The sequence below is a fragment of the Aliikangiella aequoris genome (assembly GCF_053709105.1).
Map to the genome: position 1 here is coordinate 129545 of NZ_CM132298.1, position 22372 is coordinate 151916.

Annotated in this window: 18 protein-coding genes; 5 read left to right on the forward strand and 13 right to left on the reverse strand. The window is 40.9% G+C overall.

Annotated elements, in window-relative coordinates:
• The first annotated feature begins 7 nt into the window (after nt 1–7).
• On the forward strand, nt 8–1693 hold the full coding sequence (locus ACUR5C_RS00675) for a TIGR03545 family protein (RefSeq protein ID WP_454466385.1): 1686 nt from the start codon (nt 8–10) through the stop codon (nt 1691–1693).
• A gap of 9 nt (nt 1694–1702) precedes the next feature.
• On the opposite strand, the gene sbcB is transcribed toward ACUR5C_RS00675, so the two are convergent.
• Both sbcB and ACUR5C_RS00685 read right to left on the reverse strand, forming a co-directional pair.
• The gene (sbcB, locus tag ACUR5C_RS00680; protein ID WP_454466386.1) at nt 1703–3142 is read right to left on the reverse strand and encodes an exodeoxyribonuclease I; all 1440 of its coding nucleotides are present in this window, start codon (nt 3140–3142) and stop codon (nt 1703–1705) included.
• A gap of 107 nt (nt 3143–3249) precedes the next feature.
• Nucleotides 3250–6432 (reverse strand): amidohydrolase family protein, encoded by a 3183-nt coding sequence (locus tag ACUR5C_RS00685; protein WP_454466387.1) that lies wholly within the window; start codon nt 6430–6432, stop codon nt 3250–3252.
• A gap of 291 nt (nt 6433–6723) precedes the next feature.
• On the opposite strand from ACUR5C_RS00685, the gene ACUR5C_RS00690 reads away from it, so the two are divergent.
• Entirely contained in the window at nt 6724–7773 is a 1050-nt protein-coding gene (locus tag ACUR5C_RS00690) for a sensor histidine kinase (RefSeq protein ID WP_454466388.1), read from the forward strand.
• A gap of 23 nt (nt 7774–7796) precedes the next feature.
• A complete protein-coding gene (locus tag ACUR5C_RS00695) occupies nt 7797–8522 on the forward strand; it encodes a LytR/AlgR family response regulator transcription factor (protein ID WP_454466389.1) in 726 nt (241 codons plus the stop codon).
• Between the two features lie 97 nt (nt 8523–8619).
• On the opposite strand, the gene ACUR5C_RS00700 is transcribed toward ACUR5C_RS00695, so the two are convergent.
• The 6 genes from ACUR5C_RS00700 to ACUR5C_RS00725 form a co-directional block, all read right to left on the reverse strand.
• Nucleotides 8620–8913, reverse strand: a complete 294-nt coding sequence (locus ACUR5C_RS00700) for a hypothetical protein (RefSeq protein ID WP_454466390.1) — start codon at nt 8911–8913, stop codon at nt 8620–8622.
• 257 nt (nt 8914–9170) lie between these two features.
• Nucleotides 9171–10454, reverse strand: a complete 1284-nt coding sequence (locus tag ACUR5C_RS00705; RefSeq protein ID WP_454466391.1) for a heme biosynthesis HemY N-terminal domain-containing protein — start codon at nt 10452–10454, stop codon at nt 9171–9173.
• Nucleotides 10451–11869, reverse strand: a complete 1419-nt coding sequence (locus ACUR5C_RS00710) for a uroporphyrinogen-III C-methyltransferase (RefSeq protein WP_454466392.1) — start codon at nt 11867–11869, stop codon at nt 10451–10453. The genes ACUR5C_RS00705 and ACUR5C_RS00710 overlap by 4 nt, the downstream gene beginning before the upstream one ends.
• A gap of 21 nt (nt 11870–11890) precedes the next feature.
• Nucleotides 11891–12688: a uroporphyrinogen-III synthase gene (locus ACUR5C_RS00715; protein WP_454466393.1), complete on the reverse strand. Its 798-nt coding sequence runs from the start codon at nt 12686–12688 to the stop codon at nt 11891–11893.
• 3 nt (nt 12689–12691) lie between these two features.
• On the reverse strand, nt 12692–13618 hold the full coding sequence (hemC, locus tag ACUR5C_RS00720) for a hydroxymethylbilane synthase (protein ID WP_454466394.1): 927 nt from the start codon (nt 13616–13618) through the stop codon (nt 12692–12694).
• A gap of 50 nt (nt 13619–13668) precedes the next feature.
• Nucleotides 13669–14988, reverse strand: coding sequence for a short-chain fatty acid transporter (locus tag ACUR5C_RS00725; RefSeq protein WP_454466395.1), 1320 nt, complete (start codon nt 14986–14988; stop codon nt 13669–13671).
• Nucleotides 14989–15340: 352 nt separating this feature from the next.
• On the opposite strand from ACUR5C_RS00725, the gene ACUR5C_RS00730 reads away from it, so the two are divergent.
• Nucleotides 15341–16309: a BsuPI-related putative proteinase inhibitor gene (locus ACUR5C_RS00730; RefSeq protein WP_454466396.1), complete on the forward strand. Its 969-nt coding sequence runs from the start codon at nt 15341–15343 to the stop codon at nt 16307–16309.
• 75 nt (nt 16310–16384) lie between these two features.
• Here the strand turns inward: ACUR5C_RS00730 and ACUR5C_RS00735 are convergent, their stop codons facing one another.
• The 4 genes from ACUR5C_RS00735 to ACUR5C_RS00750 form a co-directional block, all read right to left on the reverse strand.
• Nucleotides 16385–17128 (reverse strand): phosphorylase family protein, encoded by a 744-nt coding sequence (locus tag ACUR5C_RS00735; protein WP_454466397.1) that lies wholly within the window; start codon nt 17126–17128, stop codon nt 16385–16387.
• A 19-nt stretch (nt 17129–17147) separates the two neighbouring features.
• Nucleotides 17148–17381 carry a YheV family putative zinc ribbon protein gene (locus ACUR5C_RS00740; RefSeq protein ID WP_454466398.1) on the reverse strand — a complete coding sequence of 78 codons (234 nt, stop codon included), beginning with the start codon at nt 17379–17381 and terminating at the stop codon, nt 17148–17150.
• A 47-nt stretch (nt 17382–17428) separates the two neighbouring features.
• Nucleotides 17429–19336 carry an ATP-binding cassette domain-containing protein gene (locus ACUR5C_RS00745; protein WP_454466399.1) on the reverse strand — a complete coding sequence of 636 codons (1908 nt, stop codon included), beginning with the start codon at nt 19334–19336 and terminating at the stop codon, nt 17429–17431.
• Between the two features lie 118 nt (nt 19337–19454).
• Nucleotides 19455–20351, reverse strand: coding sequence for a DMT family transporter (locus ACUR5C_RS00750; protein WP_454466400.1), 897 nt, complete (start codon nt 20349–20351; stop codon nt 19455–19457).
• 130 nt (nt 20352–20481) lie between these two features.
• Here ACUR5C_RS00750 and ACUR5C_RS00755 point away from each other — a divergent pair, with 130 nt between their 5' ends.
• Nucleotides 20482–21597: a cystathionine gamma-lyase gene (locus ACUR5C_RS00755; RefSeq protein ID WP_454466401.1), complete on the forward strand. Its 1116-nt coding sequence runs from the start codon at nt 20482–20484 to the stop codon at nt 21595–21597.
• A gap of 59 nt (nt 21598–21656) precedes the next feature.
• Here the strand turns inward: ACUR5C_RS00755 and ACUR5C_RS00760 are convergent, their stop codons facing one another.
• A complete protein-coding gene (locus ACUR5C_RS00760; protein WP_454466402.1) occupies nt 21657–22367 on the reverse strand; it encodes an alanyl-tRNA editing protein in 711 nt (236 codons plus the stop codon).
• Nucleotides 22368–22372: the final 5 nt, after the last annotated feature.

Sequence of the window (22372 nt, forward strand, 5' to 3'; positions counted from 1 at the left end):
ATAAAATATGAAGATTTTTCGTCTGTGGGGATTACTGACATTTATCGGCGTTTTAACCTTATTTGCCTTAGCATGGTTTTTACTTGCGCCAAGCATGATTAAGTCTAGCATTCAAGAGGTCGGCAGTGAGGCGCTGGGTGCTAAAGTGGAAATTAACTCAGTTGACTTAAGTCTATTTCCGTTAGCGATAAGTTTAAATGGATTAACTGCGGCTGATCCAGACGCACCAATGAAAAATATATTTGAGTCTAAGCTAATCAAATTTTCAGTCGACCCTAGTGCGTTAGTATGGAAAAAGCTAGTAATTGATGAACTAAACCTGAGTGGTATTCAAACTGGTACGCCACGCAGTAGCAGCGGTGCATTAGCAGGTGGTAGAAAATCAGAAAAAGCGATTAGAACAGTGACTGCTATTGAAATACCAGAGATCAGCGAAGCTGATATTAAGCAAAAAATAGAGCAGGCAGACTTGCTTACGGTAAAACGCATTCAAGCGCTAAATGAGCAGCAAAAAGATATACGTCAGGAGTGGGAAAAATCACTGGATAGAGCCGAATTTGAACAACGCGTTGAAACCATAAAATCTGAGTATGAACGACTTTCTAAGCGCTTAAAAGAAAATAAACTTAACTTTATTGCCGATAGAAAAGACTGGAAAGCACTTAAAAAACAAATCGATAATGAGCGTGATTTAATCGCGCAAATGAAAGATAAAATAAAACAAGATAAAGCCGCGGTGGCTAAACAGATTGACTTGGTTAAACAAGCACCACAAGAAGATGTTAATCGGGTGCTTTCACAATATGGTTTAGGTAACGGGGTTGATGGTCTAGTCGAAAAATATTTAGGCCCAGAATATAAACCATGGGTGCAGCGAGCGTTAGCGCTAGTTAGTACCTTTAAGCAAGAGAAGTCGGTTCCGCAAGATGAACAAGTTAAAGATGTGGTTCAAATGGGCGATAAAGTCTACTTTAATGACCGCCAAATACTTCCAGAATTGCTCATTAAAAAAGTGATTGTTAATGGTAACAGCGATACTTGGCAGTTAGATGGTGATGGTTTTAATATAGGTTACTTACCTTGGTTAGTTGGGCAAGCCGCTAAGCTAGACTTAAATTTTAAAGGCCAAGGCAATGCGCAGTTTAATCTTGTTAGCGATTGGGACTCAGCAGAAAATATGGAGACTTTACTTAACTCTAAAATTGCTGCCTGGCCACTTAAAAATATGCAGCTAATGCAAATGGAACAAGGGCATTGGAATTTAACATCGGGAATACTCAATGCTGATGTTAAAGGTAAACTAACTTTAAATGAAATTAATTTTAGTGCGGTTTTTAATGTTGCTTCGCCAAAAGTTGAAGCGCCGCAAGGCCTTAAATCATGGCAGCAATCTCTCGCAACAGCAATTAATCAAAGTCGTGGTTTTAAAATTGAAGTAAGCGCATCAGGCAGCATAGAAGAGCCGAATATTAAAGTTAAATCTGATCTTGAAGATTTATTTAAGCAGGCAATTGGCGATCAAGTAAAGCAAAAGGCAGATAAACTGAAGCAACGAGTGAAGCAACAGATTACTGCTAAAGTTGGCGATATTGACGGTCTAAATACGCTCGATGGTGACTTTTCAAACTGGCAATCACAGTTAGGCAATAAAGATGAACTGCTGAAAAATTTGCTAGGAAAAATTAAACTATAGTTACTTGGTTTAGGTTAAGTCAGAAACTAAGGACTCTCCATATTTTTTAACTTGTTGTAATAGTTGTGCGTCATTAGATTTATCTTGTAATAACGATTCTATTTTTTGAATAAAGTCAGGATAAATTAAACTAGAGCCAGAATTAGGTTCGAGTAAATTTTGCTTTCTATACTCATTCCAGTGCTCTAATTCGGCTTGGTTTAACGTATCAAGTGCATTTCTTGCTCGGTATCTATGTAACATGGTTGGGAGTCGTGGGTCTTTAAAATTAAACTGGGTTGTTGCCAGTTCTTGCCAGTCCATCATTTGGATTTTTTGCATTAGGTTTTTATCGTGAGGCTGAAAAAAACCGCCAGAATAAAGTGCTAAATCTGGATCGGTAATTATCTTAAATTGATGGTTTTGAAAAACATTAAGCAACCTACCTTTTATACGGCTAATATTTTTCTTTAATTCTTGCGCCCTTGTTAAGCAGCTAGCAAGATCAATCTTGAGTCTTTGTTGCGAAAGCTGGTTAAGGACACCTAAAGGGGCTACTGCAGGACACTTATTGTAGTGAATTTCTTTAATCGGTAAGCGTTGAATATCATCGCCTAAGTCCTGTTGTTTACTAAATATACGTTGCTCAATTTCTGCTTCGCTTAGTTCTGCTATATCTTCAGGAAGAGAGTGAGTAATGTTAATACATATTGCACTATTTTTGTTAGTCGGGTGCGCTACTAGGGGTAACATTACGCCGCAGTAGTCGTTACTTGGACCTAACATGCCAGAGCAATGTATAAAGGGAGTATGGTTGATTAAATCTATCTCTGCCATCACCTGACGCTTATCACGTAAACCAAATAAGTATTCAAATAACCTGGGCTGTTTGGTTTTAATTAGCTTCGCCATTTCAATCGTGGCGTACACATCACTCAGCGCATCATGCGCATTTTCGTGTGCTATTCCGTTGGCGGCGGATAATTGTTCTAGTTTAAAAGATGGCTTACCAGCTTCATTAAGCGGCCAGTTAATTCCTTCTGGGCGCAGCGCATAAGTCATCCGCATCATATCGTGAATATCCCAACGAGAATTCCCATTTTGCCATTCTCGAGTATAGGGATCATAAAAATTACGATACAAACCAAAACGGACCACTTCATCATCGAAACGGATATTGTTGTAGCCAACCGCACAGGTCTTAGCGGTGCTTAACTCTAAGTGAATTCGTCGAAAAAACTCTTTCTCGGGCACTCCATTCTCTAGTGCTTGCTGTGGAGTAATACCGGTAATTAAACAAGCTTCGGGGTGCGGCAAAAAATCATTTGCGGGTTTGCAAAAGATATTGAGAGGTTCATCTATTAGGTTAAATTCTAAATCTGTCCTTATACCTGCAAATTGTGAAGGTCTGTCTTGGGCAGGATTGACGCCAAAAGTTTCAAAATCGAACCAGTAAAAAGAATCGCTCATTAGTTTATTCTCTTTTTTAAAAGCAGTTTTTTAAAGCTATCTAAAGCTTACCTGTTTGGTGCTAATTTATGGCGCAGTCAGGTGGAACTTTTACTGCGCCACAAGTGTTATTCAAAATAGAGCTTGGCTCGTTTTTTAGGGTGATTGCCAATTTCATTCATGGTTGCTGAATCATAGAGGCGGCCATTTATCATCACCATAGAAACTTTGTCTGTTGCATAAATATTTTTTAGTGGGTCACTATCAAGGATCACTAAATCTGCTAACTTACCCGCCTCTAATGAGCCTAAGTCTTGCTGCATGCCTAAATATTTAGCGCCATCGAGTGTCGCGGCACGAATAACATTAAGTGGTGACATTCCGCCTTGGGCAAACATCCACATTTCCCAATGAGCACCTAAGCCTTCACGTTGTCCATGAGCACCTAATTGCACTTTAACGCCTAGCTGTTGGAGTTGAGCGGCAACCTTAGCAATATTTTTATGGTTATAGTCTTCTTCTGGCGCCATGGTTCGTCGAATAGCGCGAGGGTAAAGTCTTTCTTTAGGGACATAGCGACTAAGAATAGGGTGCTTCCATACATCACTTTGCTGGTACCAATAGTTTTCCCCCCATATACCGCCATAAGCCACAACAAGGGTGGGGGTGTAGGCTGTTTCGCTTTGTTGCCATAGCTGTTTAACATCATCGTAAATGCTCGCTGGAGGAATAGAATGCTCTATACCGGTATGGCCATCGACTATCATAGTGAGGTTATGTTGAAATGTTGAGCCGCCCTCTGGCATCACGAGCATTTTGGTGTCTCGCGCCGCTTGCAGTATTTGTTGGCGTTGATCACGTCTTGGTTGGTTGTAACTTTTAACCGAAAAAGCACCTTGGGAGTTGAGGCGTTTTAGGTGATTGGTTGCATCGGTTAAGCTATCGACCTGCGCGGTAATGGTGGCTTCAGCACCATAAAGAATGGTTCCGGTAGAGAAAATTCGAGGCGCAACAATTTTACCGACTTTTTGTAACTCTGCTGCGGAAAATATTTCGGCGGTATTGTTTGAAGGGTCGTGGATTGTGGTGACTCCAAATGCAAGCGAGGCAAGGTTAAACCAGTTTTGTTGTGGTGTAATTTGGCTCGCTCCTTGAGAGCCGTGCCAATGTACGTCGATAATACCCGGTATGATAGTTTTTCCACGTACATCAATGCGTTTACTATTATCTGGTACGTCTAAACTACCCACTGGACCAATCGCTTTTATTCGGTTTCCACTAATTAAAATATCGCCTTGAGCGTAAACTTTATCGCCTTCCATGGTAATGATTTGAGCACCGCTTAGTAACGTATTACCGCGTGGAGAGTCGGCTTTCGCAACTAGACCAATGCTATATTGCGTAGGCTTAAGTTGATCTTGACTAGATTCCCACTCTGTTGCTGGTAGCCGCTGGTGTTCAAAGAGTTGATTACCTAATGCCCAGTACACCTTACTATTGTCACTACTCCATGAAACATATTGTCCGCCGTGATCGCTTAATTGCAAAATAGGTAAGTTCTTAGCGTTAGGTGACACTGTGATGCTTTTGGCTGCTGCGGTAAAAGGCATCATATAAAGTTGATAACGCTCTTTAAAAATTAAACTCGTTTCGTCTTTCGATAAGCTAAACTGAGTGGCAAATTGACTTTGTGCATGGGTAATAACTTCGTTCCCTTGCAAGTTATAGCTGATAAGTTCAGCGCCCTTGGCGGTAAATTGCGTTGCATAAATGCGCTGGTTATTTTGGCTAAAGAAAGGTTGTGAGCCTCGCTTTGAAACTAATTGCATTTCGCCACCATCACTATTCACCACATAAACACCAGGATCTACGCTATAGCTTTTAGCTAAAAGACTGTTGCCAGAGATTTTTTGAAAAACAACCTGATCACCGTTAGCTGAAAATTGCGGTGCGATAAATTTTCCAGGCTGTTTAGTCAGTGTGGTTGGGCGACCACCGCTAGCTCTAACTTTTTTAATTGCACCTTGTTTGGTATCGTTCCAACTAGCATATACAACCCATTTTCCGTCAGCTGAAAAGGCAGGATAAAGCTCAAACTCGTCATTACTGCGGGTAAGTGGTTTGGGTTTGCCATTAGGTAGCTTTTGGCTATAAATTTTACCTAAAGCTTGAAATATTACCTGCTTCCCATTGGGGCTTACTTGTACCCAACGTAGCATCTTAGTGTCAAAATTTTCTGGAGCAGGGTCTACTTGGGTTGTAACTGCTTTACGCATTGCTTTTTGGGTGCTCACTTGAAAGGGTATTTCGCTCGCCACTTGGGTTGCAATGTTAAGCTTTTGGATTTTTCCGTTGGCCCAAAAAACTAAATGTTGATTGTCTGGAGTCCAAGCTAGCGTTGGATAAACACCGTGTATAGCCCAAGTTTCTTGCATATCACGATCGAGCTTTTGATATATAGGAAACTCTTTGCCAGAGTTTAAGTCTTTTAAAAAGATACTCGACTGGTTCCTAATTCTGCGCACAAAGGCTAAGTAGCGCCCATCTGAAGAGGGAGTAGGGCGAACACTACCGCCAATCCCAGAGACTTCTTTGTTTATACTGCCGTCACTGCGGTCGACCGAGTAAATCTCATAAATGACACCATTAGAGTCTTTACTGTACTCAAAGATTTTTCCGGGAGTGGAATCTCGAGAAAAATAGACCTTTTTGGCATCGTGAGAAAACACTGGTTCGCCTAGGTCTTTTTGATCATTGGGTCTTTCATTAAGCTGTAAACCTTGTCCACCGGCGATATGGTATAGCCAAATTTCGCCAGCACCCAGCGAGCGTCTTGAAGTAAAATGCTTGCGTGCGGCAATATACTGACCGTCGGGACTCCAAGTAGGACTATTTAGTAATCTAAACTTTTCTTGGGTAATTTGTCGTGGCTGAGTGCCATCGCGGTTCATCACCCAAATATTATCGCCGCCTCCTGCATCAGAAGTAAACGCAATAAATTTACCATCTGGACTAAACTGTGGCTGCATTTCCCACGCGATTGAATGAGTTAGCGGTTGCGCTTTTCCGCCAGAAATTGGCATTTGGTAAATGTCACCGAGTAAGTCAAACACAATTGTTTTACCGTCGGGACTCACACTAATATTCATCCAAGTACCTTCATCCACATTAATATCTGCTAAATAGGACTCACCCGGCGGGTTGTTAACATCCCATTGAGTTGACTTATTTGAGCTAGAAGTGTCTGTTGCAAGTAGCAATGGCGAGAATAAAATGAGAAGGCCGTGTAGTAAATACGCTAGATAACGCATGGTAAAATCTCCAGAATTCAACTGAGTTTTGAGCTTATTTTTGTTTGATTGCTCGAACTTTACTGGTTTTTGTATGAGATATCCAACTTTGTACCATGCTGCTCGAAAAGCTATCGACTATACTAAGCTAGCTGCGATACACCTAACCGTTCATTCTGGGAATGGAGCAAGGTATCTGAAAAGCAGTCTAAATTAATTTGCTGACAAGCTGCTTTGTGCTATGGTGATTACAAGCTAACCTATTGATTTGAATTATAAATCCTTATATTTTATTTTAAATAAGCTAACTCAATGCCTAACCTAAATGATCGTAATAGAATAAAAGATTTCTTCATTCCTAACTTTTGTGAAGCGCGTAGCTTATTAATGGTATTACTTGTTGGCGAGTTACTGGCAATTGTCTTTACCCTTTTAAGTGCAGAAATAGGTTTATCTATTTGGAATACTTTAGGCCTCTACTCAATCTCCATTCAAATAATAAACTTAGTTTCAGTGGCACTGCTGTGCTTTTTTCGCCAATACTTTGTGCGTTTCACTGACTGGATTGCCGCTGCTTTGAGTATCGCTGTAATACTGCTGGTGACTTTGGTGTTTAGTTTGGGCGTTATCGTATTGTTGTGGCAGAGTAAAATCAACTTAGGAAACACCGCGCAACTAGAGTTAATAATAAAAAATTTATTCATCGCCGGTATTATTGGAAGTGTCGCGCTACGTTATTTTTATTTGCAGCAGCAGTTTAAAAAACATGTGGGGTTAGAGGCTGCCGCTAGGCTAGAAGCTTTGCAAGCTAGAATAAGACCGCACTTCTTGTTTAACAGCATGAATGTGATCGCAAGTTTAACCCGAATTGATCCTAAAAAAGCCGAGCTTGCGATTCAAGATTTGAGTGATCTTTTCCGCTCAACTTTAAATAATAAAGATGAATTAATTGGGTTTGCAATTGAGCTGGAAAATAGTAAAAAATATTTAGCTTTAGAGCAATTACGTTTAGGTGACCGACTAAAGTTTACTGAAAGCGTTGATAAGGCTTGCTTAGATATTAGTTTGCCGCCATTAACGATTCAACCTTTGTTAGAAAATGCGGTTTATCATGGCATTCAAATGCTGCCCGAAGGGGGTGTTGTTAGTCTTGATGCAAGGGTTACAGATGAGCATTTAGTTTTAGTGGTTGCTAACCCCAAACCTAAAAACTGTATGCATAAAGGCAATGGCATAGCACTAAAAAATATCAAGCAGCGGCTACAAGTTATTTATGCAGGCAAAGCGAGTATCGAGGTTGAAGACAATCCAACTGAGTATAAAATTGGAATTAAGATCCCTAAGCACAAGCCAAATTTTTAGGCTGTTTAGTGACGGAGAGTTACATGAAAGTTCTTATTGTTGACGATGAACCACTGGCGCTTCAAAGACTACAACAGTTACTAGAAGAGATTGAAAGCGTGTCGCAAGTTTTGCTGGCTAACAACGGTATTCAAGCTATTTCTGTCGTAGAAAAAGAAGCTCCTGATGTGGTTTTGCTAGATATTAGAATGCCAGGCATTGATGGCTTAGAAACAGCACAATATTTAACTAAACTTGAAAATTCACCGGCAATTATTTTTACCACCGCTTATGATGAATATGCGCTAGATGCATTCAAAGTTAACGCGGTGGATTATTTGCTTAAACCAGTGCGCGAAGAGAAGTTGCTAGAGTCATTGCAGCGCGCTTGCCAACTTAATCTTGCACAATTAAATGCGATTAATCCTAAAGCTAATTGTCGCAGTAATATTATGGCTAAAATAAGCGGTAATATAAAATTAATACCTGTAGAAGATATTTATTACTTTCAAGCAGATCAAAAATATGTCACGGTCAAACATACTGGTGGTGAAACCATTATTGAAGACACTTTAAAAGATCTCCAAAACGAGTTTGAACAGTTGTTTGTTCGAGTGCATAGAAACGCGCTTGTGGCAAAGCAGTTTATTAACGGAATTCAAAAAGATTCGCAAGGACATACGTTTGTTGTTATTCAAGGTAGCGAGCATAAAGTAGAAATAAGTCGGCGCCACCTTTCTGAAGTAAAAAAACTTTTGGCTTCTATGTGATACATAGCTCTTTTAAAACATTGCTGTAAAAGTCAGTTTTTTAAAAAACAATTAAATCGTGATTAGCCGCTTCTCTCGCTTCAAAAATAACAAATATTTATTCGGATTGGTAAATTTTTTCAGTCGCTTGTATTAATTTAGCATGGGGTAAAAACTGATCAGAGATTGTTAAAATTGCATGCAGATTGTTCTTTAACTTATCAAGCTCTAATTTTTCTGGCTGTAATGCCGTTTGTAATAAGTGAATGGCCATATCAGCCAATAACAAGCGCTGTTTTTCTAGCCAGTCATTATCGCCTTTAGCGGATTTGTGACTTAAATAACTCGTTTCAATCTGGTTATGCAGTTGCCAGCTGGTTTTAATTAACGCTTCTTTTTCATCTTTGTTCATTGTTGCTTTTCCAATACTTAGTCGCATTATTTTAAGTAAGTTATTCTGCAGCGCCGTTATAGTTTTCCAATTAGGGTAAAGCGCGTTGACAGCTAATGCTATGTTAATACCGTGCTAATACTATGTTAATGCCATGCTAATACTATGTTAATACCAATAATCCGCGAAAAATCACACCATAGACAGCTTGTAATTTAGTCATGGCCTGTACTTTTCTAGGTGCAAATGTTCGTTAACATTACTGCCTTGGCAGAGCACTATTGTTTATTCTCTAGCTTTTGAAATTTAGGTAATAACTCGGCATTAACTAAGTCTTCACTACCGCGAGCCAAGGTAAGGTTGGTTTGGTTTTTTTGTGGCGATAAAGCGAACTGTAGGCCGGCTTCAAAGCTGCTGGCCGCTAAGCCCTCTTCTCCGAGCGCTTGAAGGGTTTTAGCCATGTAAAAATAAGCTTCTTCAGACTCTTGCAGCTGTAATGCTTGCTCAAAATAACTTCTTGCTTTTCCCCACAGCTGGGCATTATATGCGAGTTTTCCTAAACAATTAAATACGGCTTTTGGCGGCGAGTCTTGTGCTTGCTGCCAGTTTTCTAAAAAGCTTAATTGTTTATTAGGATTCGCTGTTTTGGTTTGCCCATATAGATTGAGTAACTGAGTATTTGCTTGCCTTTTAATTTCGGTGCGTAATAATTTTTCTGCGGTATCAAACTGTTCAAAATAAATTAACCATTCGCAATATACTGTGATATTGGCTAATTTTTTTCTTAAGTTTGAAGCTAAGTTTTGCCAACAATCGATTAGCCCTTCTACTTGGCCTTTATTAGCTTGCTTAGCTAATAAACCTTTAACGGTTGTGGTTTCTAAGGCTTCTAATTTGTGCTGCTTAAAAACTTGGTATTTACTTAGCAGCGGAAGTAGTTGCACTAACTGTGACCACTCTTCTAGCCTAACAAAAAGTCGCGCTAACAGTTTTAAAACAAAAGGGTGGTTTGGGTTGGTGGCACGTATTTTAGTTAGACTAGCTAAAGCTTGTTCTAGTTGGTCATTTTGTAGTTGTAATTGCGCTTGGGTTAGTCCTATGGCAACGCCAGCTTCTGGCTCAGCTAAATGTGCTTTTCGTAAATAAGCATCGCGACGCACTTCCGCGTCTTGGTGCTGAGCCGCTTGTGCGGCAATTAAGAAATTAATAAGCTTGGTATCAGAGTTTTTAGATGCAGTTACCATTGCTTCTTCAGCGGCTTTCCAGCGACCTTCGGTAAAGGCTAACATGCCTTGAATGGTTTTAATTCTAGCCTTACGTGCATGCCGACTGCCTTGCCAATTTTTAATGCGACCAGCACTAGCAAAAAATGTGCGTACAAAGGAAGCAATAAAACTGAGTGCTATTAAACTAATAATAACGATACAAACAGCAACCCATAGGCGCATTTCATAGGTGGTGGTTTCATAAGCGATAATAACAAAACCGGGTAAATTTTTTATCCAAGAGCCTGCAACGCCACCAATAACAATTGCAATGACCAAGAAAAATATGACTCTCATTCTTGTAACTCCAGATCATTCTTAATGGCAGGGCTAGTGGCAGGTGATTCTAACCATTGATACAGCCGCTGTTGATTGATTTGGATAATTGCCTGTTTGGAGTTAAGTTGATTGGGTAAGTCAGGCGTTACTCGAATTTGTGCTAGTTCGGCCAATACCTGTTGCATTTGTTTAGCCTGAGTATCGGCTTGAAAAAATTGTTCGATCCAGCTAGCTGCTTTAGACAAGCTTTGTTGATACAGCTTTTGTTCGCCTTTTAGCAAAGCGATTTGAGCTTGTTGAAGTTGGAGCTGTAAATTCGCATTTAAATTGCCACGCTGTGATGGCGTCATGAGTGGCTGCGCTGGTTGGTCATGATGTTTTATGCTTACAAAGTTGGCACTTACCTCGGCAAAAAAATCACCCCAACTAAATTCCTGATTGTCGTTTTCAGGTTGTTGACTGATGCGCTCGGCAATCGGTTCAAACTCGAGCGCAAGAATATTTAATGACTTTACTTGCTCACTTATACTGTCAATTTTTGCCGAAATTCCGCCGATATCTGGTGTGACAATAATCTGTAAATTGGCAATATCGTTCGCAATTGCGCTACGTAAGTTAAATAAGCTGTTGTCTCCAATTGAAGCAATTTTTTCGTCGGCGGTTTTAAGCAAAGCAATGGCTGATTGCTTGTCACTATCTAAAGTAATTTTATACTCGGCTAAATTGATTAGGTATTCAGCCTCTGCAAGCATCCAGTCTTGTTGGCGGCGACCCGAGAGCTCTTTTATGCGCTGTTGAGTTGCTGTCAACGCTTGTTCGAGCTGTTGAATGTGGGTTGCTTGTTGGTTAATTTGTGCACTATTGCTTTGTGCAAAATTAAGACCGCTATTAGCCGCTTGTTGGCTATTTTGATTATTTTGTTGCTGCTGATTGATTTGCTGTTGAAGCTGGTTTTGTGTCGCTTGCCAGTCTTGTTTTATTTGGTATTGAGAGTAGCTAGTCCAGCCGAGTAAGCCTAAGGTGAGTAACAACAATACGGCGATTATCATTGTAGTGAAGCGAAATTTCTTAGCGCTTTTAGGGGCGCTTAACCGAGGCGCAGATTTTGCCTCAAACAGCGGCTTTTCTTGGTTTGAAGTCCCCGTTTTTTTAGTGCTAGTGGGGTTTTCAATAGACTTAAAATTTGCGTGCGCTGCGCTGTCGCTTGCCGTTTGCTGGTTAGTATCAGGTTGCTGGTTAGTATCAGGTTGCTGTGTAGTTTGCTTGGGCGATTGAGCTTGGGGCTTAGAATTTTTGTGTGATGCCGGATTATTTGAGCTTGCCTCATTAGAGACTGACTTATTACTAGACTCTCTCTCGGCCTTAGGTTTCGACTTTTTAGTGGCCTTGTTAGCAGATTTGTCTTGGTTAGAATCTTTGCCTTTGTCGCTCATCCAAACTCATTCCTGATTAGATTAAAGTAAACTTTGAATACATTGTATCAGTTGAGGCTCGCTTGCGCCTTTTGATTGGGCAACAATTTTAAAGCCTAACTGTTGTGCATAAGAGTGTAGCCTGTCACTCGAAATAACTAAAGCAACTTTGTCACAAGCTAGGTTTTGGCTTTGACTAGCGGCATATAAGCTATCAAGTGCTGCAGTACTAGTTACTAGCCACAGCGTAGGCTGATTTAGCGCGCGCATAATTTGATCTGTGTTTGAGGGTGCGGCACGCTTATAAACGTCCACAGCAGTAACTTGCGCTGCTCTTTGCTTAAGCGTTGTTTCGATTAACTCTCGGCCACCTTGGCCTTTGACTAGTAGCCAGTGTTGATGGGCTACTGACTGTAAGATTGGTAAATTAAGAAGTCCTTCTGCATTCATTTCTGTTGGAAAGCTAACCGCAAAATTAAGCTTGGGTGTTAAAGTTTTTAAGTGAGCTTGAATGCAGGCAGCGGTGTTTTCACCGACACCTAATAATGGCGTTTTTATAGCGCAGCTATTTAATAGACTAAGCGCAGTTTCGGATTTAAAAAACTGTTTAACCGCATTACTACTTATAAATATGATGCCATTATATGGCTGTGATTGTGGTAATTGAAAAGCAAGGTTGTGTATTTCTAACAGGGGTATTGAGCAGCTAGTAAGAGTTGCTTTATGTTGAGTAATAGATTGATTTAACTTAAAAATGAGCGTTTCAGCTTGGTTTTTAGGGCGAGTTACCGCAATTTGAGTAAACTCAACTGCGGCTTGACTGTTCGCATTGGCGGTCATTACTTATGAAGCGTGGGTTGATTCTAACTGGGCTAGCAATTTATCGGCGCCAGCATTCAGTAGCTGCTCTGCTATTTCTACACCTAAAGCTTCTGCTCGGCCCACTGGCCCAGTGATTTTTCGTTGAATAATTTCACTACCATCAACCGCGCCAACTAGGGCTTCAATTTGAATTTGCTGTTCGTTAATTTGCGAAAATGCACCTATTGGGACCTGACAGCCACCTTGTAAGTGATTGTTTACTGCGCGCTCAGCCCTTACTCTTACTGCTGTTTCTGCATGGTTTAAGGGCGCCAGAAGATCTTGAGTTGCTTTATCGCTAGTTCGACACTCTATCCCTACAGCACCCTGTCCACCAGCGGGTAGAATCAAGTTGGCGGGTATTTTTTGAGCAATACGCTGTGGCATATTTAAGCGAATTAAGCCGGCGGCGGCTAAGATTATGGCGTCGTATTCTCCGTCGTCTAATTTGCCTAGCCGAGTGCCTAAGTTACCGCGTAAATCTCGAATCTTTAGATCGGGTCTTTTAGCGCGTAATTGACATTGGCGTCTTAAGCTAGAAGTCCCTACAACAGCCCCTTGCGGAAGTTCGTCTAAATCCTTGTAGTGATTAGAAACTAGCGCATCGAAAGGATCTTCTCGTTCGCAAACGACTTCTAAACCAAGGCCTTGCGGAAATTCCATAGGGACATCTTTCATTGAATGCACTGCGATATCAGCACGGCCCTCTAACATGGCAACTTCAAGCTCTTTTACAAACAAACCTTTGCCACCAATTTTAGCTAACGGCGTATCTAAAATCTTATCGCCCTTAGTCGACATTGGCACCAATTCTACCTTTAAACCGGGGTGGAAGGCTTCTAATTGCGCTTTGACGAACTCAGCTTGCCAAAGGGCTAGTGGGCTTTTACGCGTGGCAATTCTAATCATTGATACTTTCTCTGGCTAATATGGAGGCCAATTTTAACACCTCAGACTGATTAATACAGTAGGTAAATAAGACCACCAATAATCCCGCCACTGATGATAAAAATAACCGTACAATAACCCATAATTTCTCGAATGCTTAATCCGGCTATACCAAGCAAAGGTAGTGCCCAAAAGGGTTGAATCATATTTGTCCAAGCATCACCCCATGCAACGGCCATAGCAGCATGGCTTATCGGTACTTGTAGAGTTTGCGCGGCTGGAATTACAATTGGAGCCTGTACTGCCCATTGACCACCCCCTGATGGGACAAAGAAGTTAACAATACCGGCGCTTATAAAAGTAAATACCGAAAATGTTTCGCGGTTAGAAATTTCTACAAACCACTGACTAACCGAGTCGGCTAAGCCAGAGCTAACCATCATTCCCATGAGTCCTGCGTAAATCGGAAACTGAATAATTATACCGCTAGCCCCACTGATAGCTTGTTTAATCGCATTAAGGTAGTTAATTGGGTTGAAATGTAGGGCTATACCAAAGGTGAAGAGGCAAAAATTAATGATATTTAGGTTAATAGAGTGGCCTAAATAGAAATAATTAAGCAGGTATAGAGCGCAAACCGCCACAAGTAATAAGCTGATCACTGGGCTTCTTTCTAATTTTTCTGCCGGGGTAAGCGGTTGTTGTGTCGGTTGTTGCTGTGCCGGTTCTAGCTCTAGGCTAAGTGGGCGAATGCCATTTTTAGGATGCATTAATAGATTAATAATCGGTAAGGCTATTAACAAAGACGCTAAGATTATCCAATTTTGGTAAGCAAAGAGCGTTTCGGTTACGGCAATCGTTTGACCTTGGAGCAGCTCGTTTAAGGCGTCTTGATTAGTTGAAGCGAGTTTAAGCGGGATAGAGCCAGATAGTCCGCCGTGCCAAACTAAAAAGCCACTATAAGCTGCTGCAATTAGCAGCGGGTAATGTACTTGAGGCAAGCGCGAAGCCACTTCTCTTGCTACTAAAGCTCCAACCACTAAACCAAACCCCCAATTGATCCAAGCAGCAATAATGGCAATTAGCGTGACTAGAATAATGGCTTGATTGGGCGTATTCGCTAACTGAGCAAGCTTTGCTAGAGCCGCTTGTATTGGCTTGCTCATAGCAAGTGCATGACCCAATACCAGAATAAGCACCATTTGCATCGAAAAGCTGAGTAGCTTCCAAAAGCCTTCGCCCCAGTAGGTTGCCATTTCAAGTGGTGATTTAGCCTGGGTCAACATACCTAAAGCAAAAATGACGAGCGATAAAATTATTGAAAATAAAAAAGCGTCTGGTAGCCAGCGTTGCATTATTTTTGTAAAGAAGTCAGCGCTAGTTTTAATCATGCTTAGTTCCTATTGTTATTATAGATTTGAATTAAAGCAATTTAGCACGTTTAACCAAAGTAGTTAAAGTGAGTTATTAAGCATCCAAGACAATTAAATCGCTCGCCAAATGGTGCAATAAATCTCAAGTGTAAATAGCCCAGTCAATGTCACTTTTCAGTCATAAATTAAATTTATTTTTGCCAGCCTTAGTGTTACCTTGAATAGCAGGTTAATCATTACTTTTTTTTGTGGGTTGGATAATCGTTTTTAAGTTGAGACTCTCTTGCTATACATCGACAATCAATTCGCAGCCAATAAGGCTGTATATTATTTTTTTAATTTGAGTTATATCAATTAGGAGAACTCACTCATGAAACTTGCAGCTAAAAGTTTAATCTTGCTAGCATCATTAAGCACCAGCTTTGCAATTAATGCGAATGACTACTTGCCGCATTCGAGTAATGACTATTCAGTTTTTGAAAATCAATATCAGCAACAAGTTAAAGTAGAAGTTAATGATACTTATGGAGAAAATTGGCGCAGATTTTCTCACTTTTTAGGTAAGTCAAATCAGTGGATTGCAACTTCATCATTTAATCAGCGGGTGGTGTGGTACAGTGATACAGGTGAGAGTCAATTGTTGGTTGATTTTAATGATGCAGTGGGCACTGAGTATCAGGTTGATATTGACGAGTGTGTTTCAAAAGCAACCTTAGTAGAAAAAGCTGCTGTGGTTTCGACCAAAGCGAGTCGGTTTAATGACGCAGTTAAACTAACCTTTCAGTCTTCTCAGTGTGCAGATGTTGGTTTACTTAGCGCCCACTTTGTAGCCGGAGTAGGTTTAGTCCAGTGGCAAACACAATCGATTGCTGGACCAGTAACTTACGCGTTACAATCAAGCAAGATTGGCGATATGCAATTGCCCCAATCACAAGGTTTACAAATAAAAGCCAATGTTGATTCTGGGCCGATTGACTTAACTCAAAAACAATCGATTAATGCTTATTTGGTGGTAACTAACCCGAGTAATCATCCAGTCGAACTGACTTTTAATTCTGGGCAAAGATTTGAAATTGAAATTTTTAATTCGGCAGCAGAAAAAGTGGCGCAGTGGTCATTTGATAAAATGTTTACCGAAGCGATTGACGTTATTAGTATAGCGCCGAAGTCTGAGAAAATGTTTGGTGATGTGATGCCGCTTAAAGATTTTAATGGCCGCTGGTTAGCTGCAGGTAACTACAAGGTAAAGGTGACTTTAACCGGGTATAATAATCAGTATCAAAGTGTCAATGATGGATTGCGGTTTGCAACTGAATTTCCCATTAGTATTTTAGAGTAGAATGACACAATAACAATTATAAACGAGTAAATTGTGCGGCTGGTTAAGTATGATCTTAACCAGTCTCATCGTTTGCTAAGCTAAGTCTTGAAGAGTTTTATTGTTTAAATAATTGATCACTTCAATTACGCTGGTTTTAAGTTGGCTTGAAGCTAGCGATAAGTTTTTAATAAACTCTTGCTCTGATTGATTTTCTTCATCGATTAGATTCGTAATTGATTTTAGTGCCATAACGGGTTTGCCAAGTAGCATGCCAACCCAAGCGACTGCTGCGGCTTCCATTTCTTTTGCTACTGCATTGTGCTGCTTGATAATGGCAACTTCATCAGCGGTCTTTTTTAAAGAAGAGCCAGTCGAAATAATTCCTTTGGGCAAGTTTAAATCATCACACAGTTTATCAATTTTTGCTGCGGGAAAATGGCCTACAGAAGATTCGGTAAAACCTGCGATAGGAACGATTCTATCATGAAAAATAAACTTGTCTGCACTGGCATAAACTAAGCCAATTTTAGCGCCTTGAGCGCTAAATCCACCGGCAGTTCCAGCAGAGATAATAATCTCTGGTGATAGTTTAACAATACTTTCATAGGTGGCAAGTACTGCCGCTTCGCAGCCAATATTGTCAACTGCATAGCGCTTATCTTGACCATTAATAACAAGTGATAAAAAAATAGAATTAACTTGCCCTTGATAGCAACGCATCGGCAGCTGAGGGTTCAAAGCCTGTTGATTTAGTTTTAACTGAAAGTGTTCTATTATGGGATCGGCTTCAGCTTGCATTGCCACCAACAATGTGACGCGTTGTATATTTTGACTCATTAGGCGCAACTCTCCAGCACTATTTGTCTATATTGGTAATACGAATAATATCGCTAACTTCAACTTTTTTAGGTTTAGTTTTGTTAATAGGTTGTGTTTGTTTTTGTTGCTGCGCGTCTCTTTCTTGCTGCGACTGAGTGAAGTGACACTCGACGCATTCAATGCTCTGATCTTCAGTATTTAGCAATAAGCTATCCATGTCGCCACATTTTGGGCAGGTCGCTCCGGCAATGAATCGTTGATTAGGCTGCATTTAATAATCCTTACATAGAGTCCTTAAATAAAGACGTGAGTGGTTGATTAATTTAACTCTTCTAGTGCTTCAGTGATTGTCATCCACTCTTCTTCTAAATTTTCAAGCTCGGCTTTTAATTGGTTTGATTCGTTAATGGTTTGAGTAAGGCGTTGTTTATTTGAGTCTTCGTAAATTGAGGGCTCTGTCAACTTTTGCTCAGACTGTGCCAGTTTGGATTGCAACTCATCCATTAACTTGTCTACTTTCTTTAGCCGATTGGTTAGCGGGGCTCTTTGCTGTCTTTTTTCTGCTTCCAAGCGCTTTTGCTCTTTCTTAGCTGCTGCGCTATTTGTTTTTTCATCACTTAGCTGGTTGTTACTTGTAGGCTTTTCGTTGATGCCCCAGCGGTTTTCATTTAACCACTTTTGATAGTCCTTTAGGTCTCCATTAAATGGATTCACTTGTCCGTCGTTTACTAACCAGAACTCATCCACAACGCTTTCCATTAAGCTTTTATCATGGGCAACCAGCAGTACAGCACCGTCAAAATCTTGCAACGAGAGTGAAAGTGCTTCACGCATTTCGATATCAAAGTGATTGGTTGGTTCATCTAGTAGCAATAAATTGGGTTTCATCCAAGTGATCATGGCGAGCACTAAGCGCGCTTTTTCACCGCCAGAAAATCCACTGACTTTGTCTTGTGTTTTATCACCATGAAAGGCGAAACCGCCTAGAAAATTACGAGCCTCTTGTTCACTAATCGCATCACCTAGCGATTGAATGTGCCAAACCGGCGATTGGTCTAAATTGAGTTGCTCTACTTGGTGCTGTGCAAAGTAACCCGCATTAAAGTGTTTGTTGCGCGTTAGCTCGCCAACTTTATTATTAATTTCACCGCATATCAGTTTAATTAAAGTTGATTTACCTTCACCATTACGCCCTAATAATCCGATTCTTTGCCCGGCTAAAATTCGCATTGTAATATTATTGAGTATGGTCTTTTCTGCATACCCTGCGTCTGCATGTTCAATATTAATAAGCTCGGTAATATTTTTATTAATTGGTGAAAACTCAAATCCAAATTTGGTTTTTATTTGTACCGCGGTCACTTTGTCCATACGCTCGAGCGCTTTTACTCGGCTTTGCGCCTGTGTGGCTTTGCTGGCTTTGGCTTTAAAACGAGTAATAAACTTTTCTAAATGTTCAATTTCTTTTTGTTGTTTCTCAAAACTGGCTTGTTGCAAAACTTCTCGTTCGCTTTTTTGCTTTTCAAAGCTGGTGTAGTTACCGGTATATTGATTAATCGTTTGATTTTCAAAATGTAAGATATGGCTAGTAAAGCTATCTAAAAAGTCCCGATCATGTGAGATAGCTAACAACATTCCCTCGTAGCTACGTAAAAAGCTTTGTAACCAAAGTACGGCTTCCAAATCTAAATGGTTGGTCGGCTCGTCTAAAAGTAAAAGCTCAGCAGGCTGAATTAGCGCTTGCGCTAGATTTAAGCGCATTCGCCATCCACCGGAAAGTTGCTTTACACTTGTTTTCATTTGCGCTTCGCTAAAACTTAGCCCGGTTAAAAGTTTTGCTGCTTCTGCCGGAAGGCTCCAGCCGTTAATTGCTTCGAGCTCTGCGTGAATGTTAGCAATGGCGTGACCATCTTGCTCGAGTTCTGCTTTTTGTAGTGCTTGATTCAGTTGAAAATATTCTTTGTGCCCGCTGAGAACGTAATCGATAGCCGATATTTCAACCCCCGGGGTTTCTTGTTTTGCAGAAGATATTCGCCATTTTGGCGGGAACTCTAGTTCGCCGCTTTCTGGCGCAAGTTCATGGCTAAGCATTTGAAAAAGGCTAGATTTTCCGCAGCCGTTTTGGCCTACAATACCGATTTTTTGATCAGGGTAAAGTGTGAGATCAACTTTATTAAGTAGCTGCTTACTACCTTGAAATAAAGATAGCTTTTTTAAACGAATCATTTGGTATTACTTTAAATTGAGTGTGAACCAGCGCTAAGGTCGCAATTTTGGCATAAATTAGCTTCGCAAGCATGGGAAAATTGGGCTTTATTATGAATAAAGACTGCAATGATAAATTTTAGTTTGCTGGTTTTTTAAGACTGGTTAGCGCAATACCACCTAAAGTGAGCGCCGCGCTAAGCCCCATTAGCAACGAAATGCTTTCGTTCATGAGTAGCAAACCGCCAAGCGCAGCAATCACTGGTACCGCTAATTGTGACACTGCTGCAACGCTTACTTTTAGCTGCGGTAAAGCTGCATACCATAAACAATAACCTACGGCAGAGGCTAAAACACCGGAGGCTATAGCTAAATAAATACCTTGCACATTCCAGTCATTCCAGCCACTCACGCTAAACTGGGTCAGTAATAGCAACACGCAAAATGGAATGCAGCCAATAAAGTTTCTTGCGGTTGTTTTGATCGGTTGTTTTGCACTTTGCCCAATCAATGAATAGCTACCCCAGGCTATTCCAGCAACTAACATTAATAAGAAGCCCGCAGGCGAGGGTTGCGCTGCTGATGGCAGCATTAAACTTAAAAAGCCGCACAATGCGATAACAATACCCAGCCACTCTAGCTTTGAATAGCGCTTACCCCGCCATAAACTATAGCTCAGCATACTAAATTGCACGCTTGCAAATAAAATTATTGCGCCGCTCGCGGTATTTAAAGTTACATACGCAAAAGAGAAACACGCGGCATAAGTAAAAAGCGAACCCGCAGCAAGCCATTCAAGCGCAGATCGTGGAAAGTTTAATATAGGGCCTACAGCCGAACTTTGATTAGCAGATTCTAGTCGCTGCTGAGAGTATAAAATAATTGTTAGCGCGAGGGTGCCGCTGAGCAATCTTATGACAGTAAACCCCGCGGGATCGATTAATTGCGCACCTAAAGCCATGCGACATAACACTGAGTTAGCTGCAAATGCGATTAGCGCCAAAATGGTTAGCAGTAAAGTTCTATTAAAATGCATAATTACTTACAAACAAAAAATTTAGATTCCGCTAATGCATTTGAAAAGTGTAAGTTAGCGGGTTATAAAGCCTTAGGTATCGTCTTAAAGGCGCGTTAGGATAGCATGAAAAAACTACAGAGAAACAACTATGTCAAAAGACTCTAAACTTTCAATGGGTTCACGCGTGGTCCATGCCGGAGTTGCTGCGGCTGAGCAAGGTAAGTCGTTAATGCAGGGGCCGGTATTTGCGAGCACTTTTCACCACCAAGGTGAAGTTGACCCGCATTATCACCAGTATGCTCGCTTTCATAATCCCACTTGGGATGCTTTAGAGTCTGCCTTAGGTGAACTTGAGCAAGGAAAAGCTTTAGTCTTTCCATCAGGAATGGCAGCAGGTGCCGCGGTTATGACAGCTCTGGTACAGGCTGGTGACAGTATTTTGTTGCAGTCCGACGGTTACTATGCGACACGAGCGTATGCCGAAGCTTTTTTAAGCAAGTTTGGTGTAAACATTATAGCGGTGCCTACAAATGAAGTTTTAGACTTTGACTTTTCTGACGTGAAGCTAGTGTTTGTAGAAACGCCCAGCAACCCTTTGTTAGATGTTATTGATATTCAGTTGCTTGCTCAAAAAGTCCATAGTGCTGGCGCGCTATTGGCCATTGATAATACAACCTTGACGCCGTTAGGGCAGCAACCATTGTTACTCGGTGCGGACATTTCTATGTGTTCGGATACCAAAGCGTTAAATGGTCATAGTGATGTTGTATTTGGTCACGTCGCTACTCAAAACGAAACACTGTTAGAAGCAATGCAGCTATGGCGCAAACTATCGGGAAATATCCCTGGGCCAATGGAAACATGGTTAGTTCATAGAGGCTTAGCGAGTTTAGATATGCGCTTAGAGCGAATGACCAGTAATGCGCAAGCGGTGGCGGAGTATCTAGATAAGCAACCTAAGGTATTAAGTGTTCGTTACCCTGGATTAAAACAAGATCCGTCTTATTCAATTGCTCAACAACAAATGCATCATTTTGGTTTTGTGATTAGCTTTGATTTAGGTACCCAAGCCAATGCCGAAAAACTTTTAAAGGCTTCTAATTTAATTTTTGAAGCGACAAGTTTTGGTGGTATGCACACTATGGCAGAAAGACGAGCGCGTTGGGGCACTGATAATGTTTCGCCGGGTTTAATTCGGCTTAGTGTCGGGTGTGAAAAGCTGGTCGATATTTTGGCTGATTTAGAGCGCGCACTAGCGCCTTAGAATAGATTTTTAAGCAAGGCAAACAGATTGGCCTAGGCGCTGTTAAAGTGCCAAAGCCATTAAGCTAGAGTAATATGTACCCGTCGATTGCGCTTGCCTTTGTTTTCTATTTTTGTAACCGTAATTTGGCCAATTTCTTGGGTATTTTTTACGTGAGTGCCGCCACAGGGCTGTAGATCAATATTTTCTCCAATTTTTAATAATCTTACTTTACCAGAGCCTTTGGGTGGCTGTACGCTGAGTGTTTTTACTAAGGCGGGGTTTGCTGCCAGTTCTTCGTCGCTTATCCAATAACTAGTAACTGGCAATGCTTGTGTTACAAACTGATTAATTTGTTGTTGTATACATTCTTTGTCTAAGCTGCGCTCACCAATATCAAAGTCTAAGCGGCTTTTGAGTTGAGTAATTTGTCCTCCGGTTACGCCGCAATTTACCGCTGCACAGAGTAAGTGGAGCGCGGTGTGCATCCGCATATGCAGGTTGCGCTTTGGCCAGTCTATTTGTGCTGTTACCCTGTCTCCAACATTCAAAGTAGGTTGGTCCGGCGCAGGAACATGAATGATTTCACCGCTATCTCGGTCAACAATGGTTGTTGCAATATTGATTGATGAAGTGGCATTAATTAAGCAACCAGAATCGCCCGGCTGACCACCGCCAGTAGGATAAAAAACACTTTGGTCTAAAATAATGCCGCCTTGTTGGTTTATTTTTGTCACGCTTGCTTGGCATTCAAGCAAGTATGCGTCGTCTCTAAATAGGGAAAGTGTCATGAATA

Excerpts from the sequence above, each read along its gene's own strand:
- ACUR5C_RS00685 (WP_454466387.1), bottom strand. The coding sequence starts at position 6,432 with ATGCGTTATCTAGCGTATTTACTACACGGCCTTCTCATTTTATTCTCG.
- ACUR5C_RS00710 (WP_454466392.1), bottom strand. The coding sequence starts at position 11,869 with ATGAGCGACAAAGGCAAAGATTCTAACCAAGACAAATCTGCTAACAAG.
- ACUR5C_RS00750 (WP_454466400.1), bottom strand. The coding sequence starts at position 20,351 with ATGCATTTTAATAGAACTTTACTGCTAACCATTTTGGCGCTAATCGCA.
- hemC (WP_454466394.1), bottom strand. The coding sequence starts at position 13,618 with ATGATTAGAATTGCCACGCGTAAAAGCCCACTAGCCCTTTGGCAAGCT.
- ACUR5C_RS00705 (WP_454466391.1), bottom strand. The coding sequence starts at position 10,454 with ATGAGAGTCATATTTTTCTTGGTCATTGCAATTGTTATTGGTGGCGTT.
- sbcB (WP_454466386.1), bottom strand. The coding sequence starts at position 3,142 with ATGAGCGATTCTTTTTACTGGTTCGATTTTGAAACTTTTGGCGTCAAT.
- ACUR5C_RS00690 (WP_454466388.1), top strand. The coding sequence starts at position 6,724 with ATGCCTAACCTAAATGATCGTAATAGAATAAAAGATTTCTTCATTCCT.
- ACUR5C_RS00715 (WP_454466393.1), bottom strand. The coding sequence starts at position 12,688 with ATGACCGCCAATGCGAACAGTCAAGCCGCAGTTGAGTTTACTCAAATT.
- ACUR5C_RS00745 (WP_454466399.1), bottom strand. The coding sequence starts at position 19,336 with ATGATTCGTTTAAAAAAGCTATCTTTATTTCAAGGTAGTAAGCAGCTA.
- ACUR5C_RS00695 (WP_454466389.1), top strand. The coding sequence starts at position 7,797 with ATGAAAGTTCTTATTGTTGACGATGAACCACTGGCGCTTCAAAGACTA.
- ACUR5C_RS00755 (WP_454466401.1), top strand. The coding sequence starts at position 20,482 with ATGTCAAAAGACTCTAAACTTTCAATGGGTTCACGCGTGGTCCATGCC.
- ACUR5C_RS00725 (WP_454466395.1), bottom strand. The coding sequence starts at position 14,988 with ATGATTAAAACTAGCGCTGACTTCTTTACAAAAATAATGCAACGCTGG.
- ACUR5C_RS00675 (WP_454466385.1), top strand. The coding sequence starts at position 8 with ATGAAGATTTTTCGTCTGTGGGGATTACTGACATTTATCGGCGTTTTA.
- ACUR5C_RS00735 (WP_454466397.1), bottom strand. The coding sequence starts at position 17,128 with ATGAGTCAAAATATACAACGCGTCACATTGTTGGTGGCAATGCAAGCT.
- ACUR5C_RS00760 (WP_454466402.1), bottom strand. The coding sequence starts at position 22,367 with ATGACACTTTCCCTATTTAGAGACGACGCATACTTGCTTGAATGCCAA.
- ACUR5C_RS00740 (WP_454466398.1), bottom strand. The coding sequence starts at position 17,381 with ATGCAGCCTAATCAACGATTCATTGCCGGAGCGACCTGCCCAAAATGT.
- ACUR5C_RS00730 (WP_454466396.1), top strand. The coding sequence starts at position 15,341 with ATGAAACTTGCAGCTAAAAGTTTAATCTTGCTAGCATCATTAAGCACC.
- ACUR5C_RS00700 (WP_454466390.1), bottom strand. The coding sequence starts at position 8,913 with ATGAACAAAGATGAAAAAGAAGCGTTAATTAAAACCAGCTGGCAACTG.